The organism is Pseudomonas sp. FG98, assembly GCF_057808595.1.
In genome coordinates this window covers 1-6,451 of record NZ_JBMDIJ010000152.1, presented here as the reverse complement: position 1 = coordinate 6,451, position 6,451 = coordinate 1, and the positions used below count along the sequence as shown (strand labels likewise).

At 66.8% G+C, this 6,451-nt stretch carries 8 protein-coding genes; all 8 read left to right on the top strand.

Features of this window, described 5'->3' with window-relative positions:
- The first annotated feature begins 227 nt into the window (after positions 1–227).
- The 8 genes from ACODSK_RS32040 to ACODSK_RS32005 are packed head-to-tail and all read left to right on the top strand — an operon-like array spanning position 228 to position 6,351.
- On the top strand, positions 228–1,430 hold the full coding sequence (locus ACODSK_RS32040) for a PepSY-associated TM helix domain-containing protein (RefSeq protein WP_489022084.1): 1,203 nt from the start codon (positions 228–230) through the stop codon (positions 1,428–1,430).
- The gene (locus ACODSK_RS32035; protein ID WP_489022082.1) at positions 1,427–1,972 is read left to right on the top strand and encodes a thiamine pyrophosphate-binding protein; all 546 of its coding nucleotides are present in this window, start codon (positions 1,427–1,429) and stop codon (positions 1,970–1,972) included. Before ACODSK_RS32040 ends, ACODSK_RS32035 begins: the two co-directional genes overlap by 4 nt.
- Positions 1,969–2,292: a hypothetical protein gene (locus ACODSK_RS32030; RefSeq protein ID WP_489022080.1), complete on the top strand. Its 324-nt coding sequence runs from the start codon at positions 1,969–1,971 to the stop codon at positions 2,290–2,292. The genes ACODSK_RS32035 and ACODSK_RS32030 overlap by 4 nt, the downstream gene beginning before the upstream one ends.
- The gene (locus ACODSK_RS32025; RefSeq protein ID WP_489022079.1) at positions 2,289–2,858 is read left to right on the top strand and encodes a DUF6162 family protein; all 570 of its coding nucleotides are present in this window, start codon (positions 2,289–2,291) and stop codon (positions 2,856–2,858) included. The genes ACODSK_RS32030 and ACODSK_RS32025 overlap by 4 nt, the downstream gene beginning before the upstream one ends.
- Positions 2,859–2,874: 16 nt before the next feature.
- Positions 2,875–3,789 (top strand): metal ABC transporter solute-binding protein, Zn/Mn family, encoded by a 915-nt coding sequence (locus tag ACODSK_RS32020; protein ID WP_489022077.1) that lies wholly within the window; start codon positions 2,875–2,877, stop codon positions 3,787–3,789.
- The gene (locus ACODSK_RS32015; protein ID WP_489022076.1) at positions 3,786–4,535 is read left to right on the top strand and encodes a metal ABC transporter ATP-binding protein; all 750 of its coding nucleotides are present in this window, start codon (positions 3,786–3,788) and stop codon (positions 4,533–4,535) included. Before ACODSK_RS32020 ends, ACODSK_RS32015 begins: the two co-directional genes overlap by 4 nt.
- Positions 4,535–5,434: a metal ABC transporter permease gene (locus ACODSK_RS32010; RefSeq protein ID WP_489022075.1), complete on the top strand. Its 900-nt coding sequence runs from the start codon at positions 4,535–4,537 to the stop codon at positions 5,432–5,434. Before ACODSK_RS32015 ends, ACODSK_RS32010 begins: the two co-directional genes overlap by 1 nt.
- Positions 5,431–6,351 carry a metal ABC transporter substrate-binding protein gene (locus ACODSK_RS32005; RefSeq protein ID WP_489022073.1) on the top strand — a complete coding sequence of 307 codons (921 nt, stop codon included), beginning with the start codon at positions 5,431–5,433 and terminating at the stop codon, positions 6,349–6,351. The genes ACODSK_RS32010 and ACODSK_RS32005 overlap by 4 nt, the downstream gene beginning before the upstream one ends.
- Positions 6,352–6,451 lie beyond the last annotated feature (100 nt).

The following is a 6,451-nucleotide window of genomic DNA, read 5'->3' as shown; positions in this document are numbered from 1 at the left end:
CACCATAGCAATCGCGGGTAAACCCGCTCCCACAGGGACTGCATTCCAACCTTCGAAGGAGGTCCGCAGTTACAACATCAGTCATCCGGGAGCTGCCCGGAAAGCCGCCCTTGAATTATTTGCTTACATATTCTCTGACGGTTTTCCGATTCTCATCCGTCCTTACTAGTGCAGCCCTCAGGTTGAGCATTGGCTCGACCCCACTTTTTACGAAAAAGACTGATGCAATGGCCCAACAATCGAAAAAGTCCAAATCCAGGTTGTGGTTCCTGATCCACAGCTGGCTTGCCCTGCCCATCTGGTTCTTCGTGCTGATCGTCTGTGTCACCGGCACCCTGGCGGTGGTCAGCCAGGAAATCGTCTGGCTGGCCAACCCTGACGTGCGTGCCAGCAAACCGGACGACGCCGCCGAACGCCTGAGCTTCCAGCAGGTGCTCGATGCGCTGAAGAAGGCCGAGCCGGACATGGCCGTGCGTTTCATCAGCCAGCCGGACGGCTCGCACTTCGCCCTCAACGTGGCGGTGACCTACCCGGACGGCACGGCGCCGACGCTGTACGTCAACCCCTACACCGGGGCGATCCAGGGCAAGAGTCCGGACTTCAACTTCGAAGGCTTCACCCGCGCCCTGCACGGCTGGTGGCTGGTGCCCTTTACCAACGGCTACAGCTGGGGCTGGTACCTGGTGTCGCTGCTCGGCTTGCCGATGCTGGCCTCGCTGGTCACCGGGCTGGTGGTCTACAAGAAGTTCTGGAAGGGCTTCTTCAAGCCGGTGCTGCGCTTCAACCACGGCGCGCGGATCTTCTGGGGCGACTTCCACCGCCTGAGCGGCATCTGGTCGATCTGGTTCATCGCGGTGATCTCCATCACCGGCACCTGGTTCCTGATCCAGGCGATCCTCGGCGACAACCACATCACCATCTCCACCGAGCCGATCACCCCGGTGATCGCCCGCGAGGACGTGCCGCTGTCGGACAGCAGGGAGCCCGTCGCGCGCATCGATCTCGACCAGGCCACGCTTATCGCCACCACGAACATTCCGGGCCTGGACGTGACCTTCGCCCAGCTGCCATCCAATGCCTACGGCCACATCTACCTGGGCGGGCGCGGCTGGTATCCGCTGATGTTCCAGACCGCCAGCGTCAACCCCTACACGCGCAATGTCGACGCCTCGTTCCTGGTCGGCGACCGCTCGGCCCTGGAGTTCGTCACCGAATCCATGCGTCCGTTGCACACCGGCGATTTCGGCGGCCTGGCAATCAAGCTGATCTGGGCCTTCTTCGGCCTGGTGCTGTCGATGATGGTGCTCAGCGGCCTGCTGATCTGGACCAAGCGTACCGCCCAGGCCACCGCCGCCGCGCTCAAGCGCGCGGACAAACCGCCACGCCAGCGCAAGGTCAGCCAGGAAACCACCACCGAGGTGCAGTCATGAGCCACGCCAGTAACGCCATTGCCACGCCAAGCCCGCTGAAACAGTGGTGGCTGAAATGGCGCTTCCACCTGAACATCCTGCTGTTGCTGGTGCCCCTGGGCTTCATGCCCAAGTACTTCGCCGACCAGAAGCTGTTCCGCGGCGAAAGCGGCCTCGGCGCCACGCCGATCGAGAACATCGCGGTCGGCCCGTGGAGCATCAGCCTCGCCGAACTGCGCGCCGAAGCCCCGCGCCAGGACGGCCCGGCCGGCTACTTCAAGGTGTTCAACGCCGCCCTCTGCGCCACCTGCGGCAGCGAGGTCAAGGCCGCCTACCTGCGCATCGGCAAGCCGCGCAGCCTGCGCGCCGCCGGCACCATCTTCTTCGGCAACCCGCACCGCATGGCCACCAGCCTGCCGGTGCCGGAGCGTACCCGTGGCGATGCCGAACTGTGGATTACCCTCGAAGGCTGGGACGGCAGCATGCACCAGGCTTCGGTCCCTCTGGCCAAGGCGTCGCCCGCCACCCTGGCCTGGCTCGACAAACAAGGAGGCAAGAAATGACATTCAAGGCCGGCAGGCTCGCCCTGCCCCTGTTCCTGCTGTGCCTGGCAGGCCCCGCCCTGGCGCACAACCCGATGTGCCAGTGCGAGCCGGTGGACGGCGAGCAGATCAAGTGCACCGGCGGCTTCTCCGACGGCAGCGGCGCACCGGGGGTAACCCTCGATGTGATCGGCTACGACGAGACGGTGCTGGTCCCCGGCAAGCTCGGCACCGACTCGACCCTGACCTTCAAGCGCCCGGCCGGCGAGTTCTACGTGCTGTTCGACGCCGGCCCCGGCCACGTGGTGGAAATCGACCACGCCGACATCGGTGAACCATGAGCCGGGTCCAGGTGGTACGCCCGGCCGGCGCCGGGCACGAAACCCTCTACGTGGCGCTGGTCGCCCTGTTGATCCTGGTACTGGCCGCGATCGTGGTCGGCCTGCGTGGCGAACGCGACGATGAAACCCGCATCGAGGCCCACCAACTGGATGCCCGGCGCGACCTCAACGCCGCCGAACAGGGCATCTACACCGACCTGCGGGTGGCCTTCGACGAGATCCAGGCGCGCCGTGAAGAAGAGCCCGGCCTGGCCAGCGTCGAGCTGCTGGCCGAGGAAGGCTTCGCGCCCTTCGTCAGCGACGCCAGCAGCATCACCCGTGGCGAACACCAGTGGCGCTCCGTACCGGGCAATGCCTACCTCGGCCTGAGCCCGCGCCCGGAAACCGCCGGCAGTTTCCTGCTGCTGGTGCCCGAGGCCCACGATGGCGCCGCCGATGTCTGGCTCAACCGCAACGCCGAGCCCGCCCTGCCCGCCGAACTGACCGCCAGCGCCCTGCAGGCTGCCGGCTGGAAGCAGATCGCCGCCCACTACGACGCCGGTGTCACCCGCCAGCATCAGCACTGACCGCCAAGGAACGCCCATGCTCCGCTCCACTTTCGTCCGTGTCCTCAGCCTGTTCGTCGCCCTTGCCCTGCCTGCCCTGGCCCTTGCCGAGAACGGCAAGCCGCTGCGCATCGGCATCACCCTGCACCCCTACTACAGCTACGTCAGCAACATCGTCGGCGACCGCGCCGAAGTGGTGCCGCTGATTCCCGCCGGCTTCAACCCCCATGCCTACGAGCCGCGGGCCGAGGACATCAAGCGCATCGGCACCCTCGACGTGGTCGTGCTCAACGGCGTCGGCCACGATGACTTCGCCGACCGCATGATCGCCGCCAGCGAGAAGCCGAACATCGCCACCATCGAATCCAACGCCAACGTGCCGCTGCTGGCGGCCACCGGCATCGCCGCCCGTGGCGCCGGCAAGGTGGTCAACCCGCACACCTTCCTGTCGATCAGCGCCAGCATCGCGCAGATCAACAACATCGCCCGCGAACTGGGCAAGCTCGACCCGGACAACGCCAAGTACTACAGCCAGAACGCCCGCGACTACGCCAAGCGCCTGCGCAAGCTGCGCGCCGATGCCCTGGCCCAGCTGACCGAAGCGCCGAACCCGTCGTTCCGCGTCGCCACCATCCACGCCGCCTACGACTACCTGGTGCGCGAGTTCGGCCTGGAAGTCACCGCGGTGGTCGAACCGGCCCACGGCATCGAGCCGAGCCCGGCGCAACTGAAGAAAACCATCGACCAACTGCACGCCCTGGATGTGAAGGTGATCTTCTCCGAGATGGACTTCCCGTCCGCCTACGTCGAGACCATCCAGCGCGAGGCCGGGGTCAAGCTGTACCCGCTGACCCACATCTCCTACGGCGAATACACCAAGGAAAAATACGAGGTGGAAATGAAGCGCAACCTCGACACCGTGGTCCGGGCGATCAAGGAGAACCAGGCATGACCGTGGCCGAAGCGGTCGTCGCCGCCCCCAGCGGACCGTCCATCGAATTCGACGGCATCGACCTGACCCTGGGCCGCACGCGGATCCTCGACCAAGTGCGTTTCCAGGTCGCGGCCGGCAGCGTGCATGCCATCGTCGGCCCCAATGGCGGCGGCAAGAGCTCGCTGATCAAGACCCTGCTCGGGCAGATGCCGCACCAGGGTCGCCTGGCCCTGACCTGGCCGGACGAGCGCCAACTGATCGGCTACGTGCCCCAGGCCCTGGAGTTCGACCGCGGCCTGCCGATGACCGTCGACGACTTCATGGCTGCCATGTGCCAGCGCCGCCCGGCCTTCCTTGGCCTGTCGCGGCAAGTAGCACCGGCCATCGACGCGGCGCTGGCCCGGGTCGGCATGCAGGACAAGCGCAAGCGGCGCATGGGCGCGCTGTCCGGCGGCGAGCGCCAGCGCGTGCTGCTGGCCCAGGGCCTGATCCCGGCACCACAGTTGCTGGTGCTGGACGAACCCATGTCGGCACTGGACGAAGCCGGCATCCAGGTGTTCGAGCGCCTGCTGCAGGAGTGGCGCCAGGCCGGCACCACGGTGCTATGGATCGAACACGACCTGGAAGCCGTGACCCGTCTGGCCGACCGCGTCACCGGACTGAGCCGCCGGGTGCTGTTCGACGCGCCGCCCAAGGAGGCGCTGACCCCCGAGCGCCTGCTCGGCCTGTTCTCCATCCACCCGCGCAGCGAGGCCAGCGCCTGATGAACTACGAAGAATTCCGCCTGCTGATCCAGGGCTGGGCCGCCTCCGGCTACCTGCCCGAAGCCCTGGCCTACGGCTTCGTGGTCAATGCCCTGCTCGCCGGCCTGATGATCGGCCCGGTGCTCGGCGGCCTCGGCACCCTGGTGGTGGTCAAGCGCTTCGCCTTCTTCTCCGAAGCGGTGGGCCACGCGGCGCTGACCGGCGTGGCCATCGGCATCCTCCTCGGCGAGCCCTATACGGGGCCCTACGGCAGCCTGTTCGGCTACTGCCTGCTGTTCGGCATCCTGCTCAACTTCCTGCGCAACCGTACCGGGCTGTCGCCGGACACCCTGATCGGCGTGTTCCTCTCGGTGTCCCTGGCCCTGGGCGCCAGCCTGCTGCTGATGCTCGCCGGCAAGATCAACGTGCACATCCTCGAAAACGTACTGTTCGGCTCGGTGCTGACCGTCAGCGGCCATGACCTGGTGGTGCTCGGCATCGTCGGCGCCATGGTCCTCGGCCTGGCCCTGCCGCTGTACAACCGCATCATCCTGGCCAGTTTCAACCCGCAACTGGCGGCAGTGCGCGGCGTGGCGGTGAAGACCCTCGACTACCTGTTCGTGGTCCTAGTGACCCTGGTCACGGTGGCGGCGGTGAAGGTCATCGGCGCGATCCTGGTCGGTGCCCTGCTGGTGATCCCGGCGGCGGCGGCGCGCATGGTCAGCCAGTCGCTCAAGGGCTTCTTCTTCACCTCGGTGCTGATCGCCACCCTCAGCACCCTGATCGGCATCCTGCTGCCCATCGTCTTCGACCTGCCGGTGCCTTCGGGCGCTGCGATCATCCTGGTCGCCGGCAGCTTCTTCGCCCTCGCCGCGCTGGCCCGCGGCCTGGTTCCACGCCTGCAAGGAAACCCGGCATGAACGCAACCCTCAAGCACCTCAGCCTGGCCCTGCTGCTGGCCGGCCTGCCCCTCGCCAGCCACGCCCAGGCCACCGCCAAACCGGCCGCGCAGCAAGCGGCCGGCGTCACCGTGCTGGCTTCGCTGCCGGTCACCTATGGCCTGGGCAGCCTGCTGCTGGACGGCACTTCGGTGAAACTGCAACGGGCCGCCCCGGAAAACATCCCGGCCAGCCGCCAGCCCTCCTACTTCAGCGGCCGTGGCGCCGCCAGCCTGCAAAAGGCGGCGGGCAAGGCCGACGCGGTGATCGGCTTGCGTTCGATCTGGAGCGACGACCCGCTGTACCCGGTGGCCCGGCGCAGCAATATCCGCATCGTCGAGATCGATGCTGCGCGCCCGGTGGACGGCGCCCTGCCGGGCATCGCCGCGCAGGGCGAGCATGTGTTCGCCGCCTACCCCTGGCTGAACCCGACCAACATGGGGCGCATGGCCGACGTCCTGGCCAATGACCTCGGACGCCTCTCGCCAGCGGACCAGGCGAAGATCCAGGCCAACCTCGCCGGTCTCAAGCGCCAGCTGCTCGACCTCAGCGCCAGCAGCGAAGCGAAGCTGGCCGAAGCGGACAACCTCAGCGTGGTCAATTTGTCGGATCGCCTGGGCTACCTGATCGGCGGACTGAACCTGGACCTGGTGGATCACCCGCAGGTGGCCGATGACCAGTGGACCCCGGAGCAGCTCAAGCATCTGGGTGATGAGTTGAAAGACCAGGATGTCGCGCTGGTGCTGCATCACAAGCAGCCGGTGCAAGCCGTGGCCGATGTCATCGCCGCCTCCGGCGCCAGGCTGGTGGTGGTGGATACCGACAGCGCCGATAGCCTGGCCGGATTGAAGGCCGGGGTGGAGCAGGTGGTGGTGGCCTTGACCACCAGCAACGGCTGACAGATTTCCTGGCGCTTATGGCCTCATCGCCGGCAAGCCGGCTCTCACAGGTCCTTTGCCTGGCCCGGATCCAGCGGCCGACCAGGATCCTTGTGGGAGT

Bases quoted from the DNA above. Each gene is read 5' to 3' on its own strand.
- ACODSK_RS32040 (WP_489022084.1), top strand. From the start codon at position 228: ATGGCCCAACAATCGAAAAAGTCCAAATCCAGGTTGTGGTTCCTGATC.
- ACODSK_RS32035 (WP_489022082.1), top strand. From the start codon at position 1,427: ATGAGCCACGCCAGTAACGCCATTGCCACGCCAAGCCCGCTGAAACAG.
- ACODSK_RS32030 (WP_489022080.1), top strand. From the start codon at position 1,969: ATGACATTCAAGGCCGGCAGGCTCGCCCTGCCCCTGTTCCTGCTGTGC.
- ACODSK_RS32025 (WP_489022079.1), top strand. From the start codon at position 2,289: ATGAGCCGGGTCCAGGTGGTACGCCCGGCCGGCGCCGGGCACGAAACC.
- ACODSK_RS32020 (WP_489022077.1), top strand. From the start codon at position 2,875: ATGCTCCGCTCCACTTTCGTCCGTGTCCTCAGCCTGTTCGTCGCCCTT.
- ACODSK_RS32015 (WP_489022076.1), top strand. From the start codon at position 3,786: ATGACCGTGGCCGAAGCGGTCGTCGCCGCCCCCAGCGGACCGTCCATC.
- ACODSK_RS32010 (WP_489022075.1), top strand. From the start codon at position 4,535: ATGAACTACGAAGAATTCCGCCTGCTGATCCAGGGCTGGGCCGCCTCC.
- ACODSK_RS32005 (WP_489022073.1), top strand. From the start codon at position 5,431: ATGAACGCAACCCTCAAGCACCTCAGCCTGGCCCTGCTGCTGGCCGGC.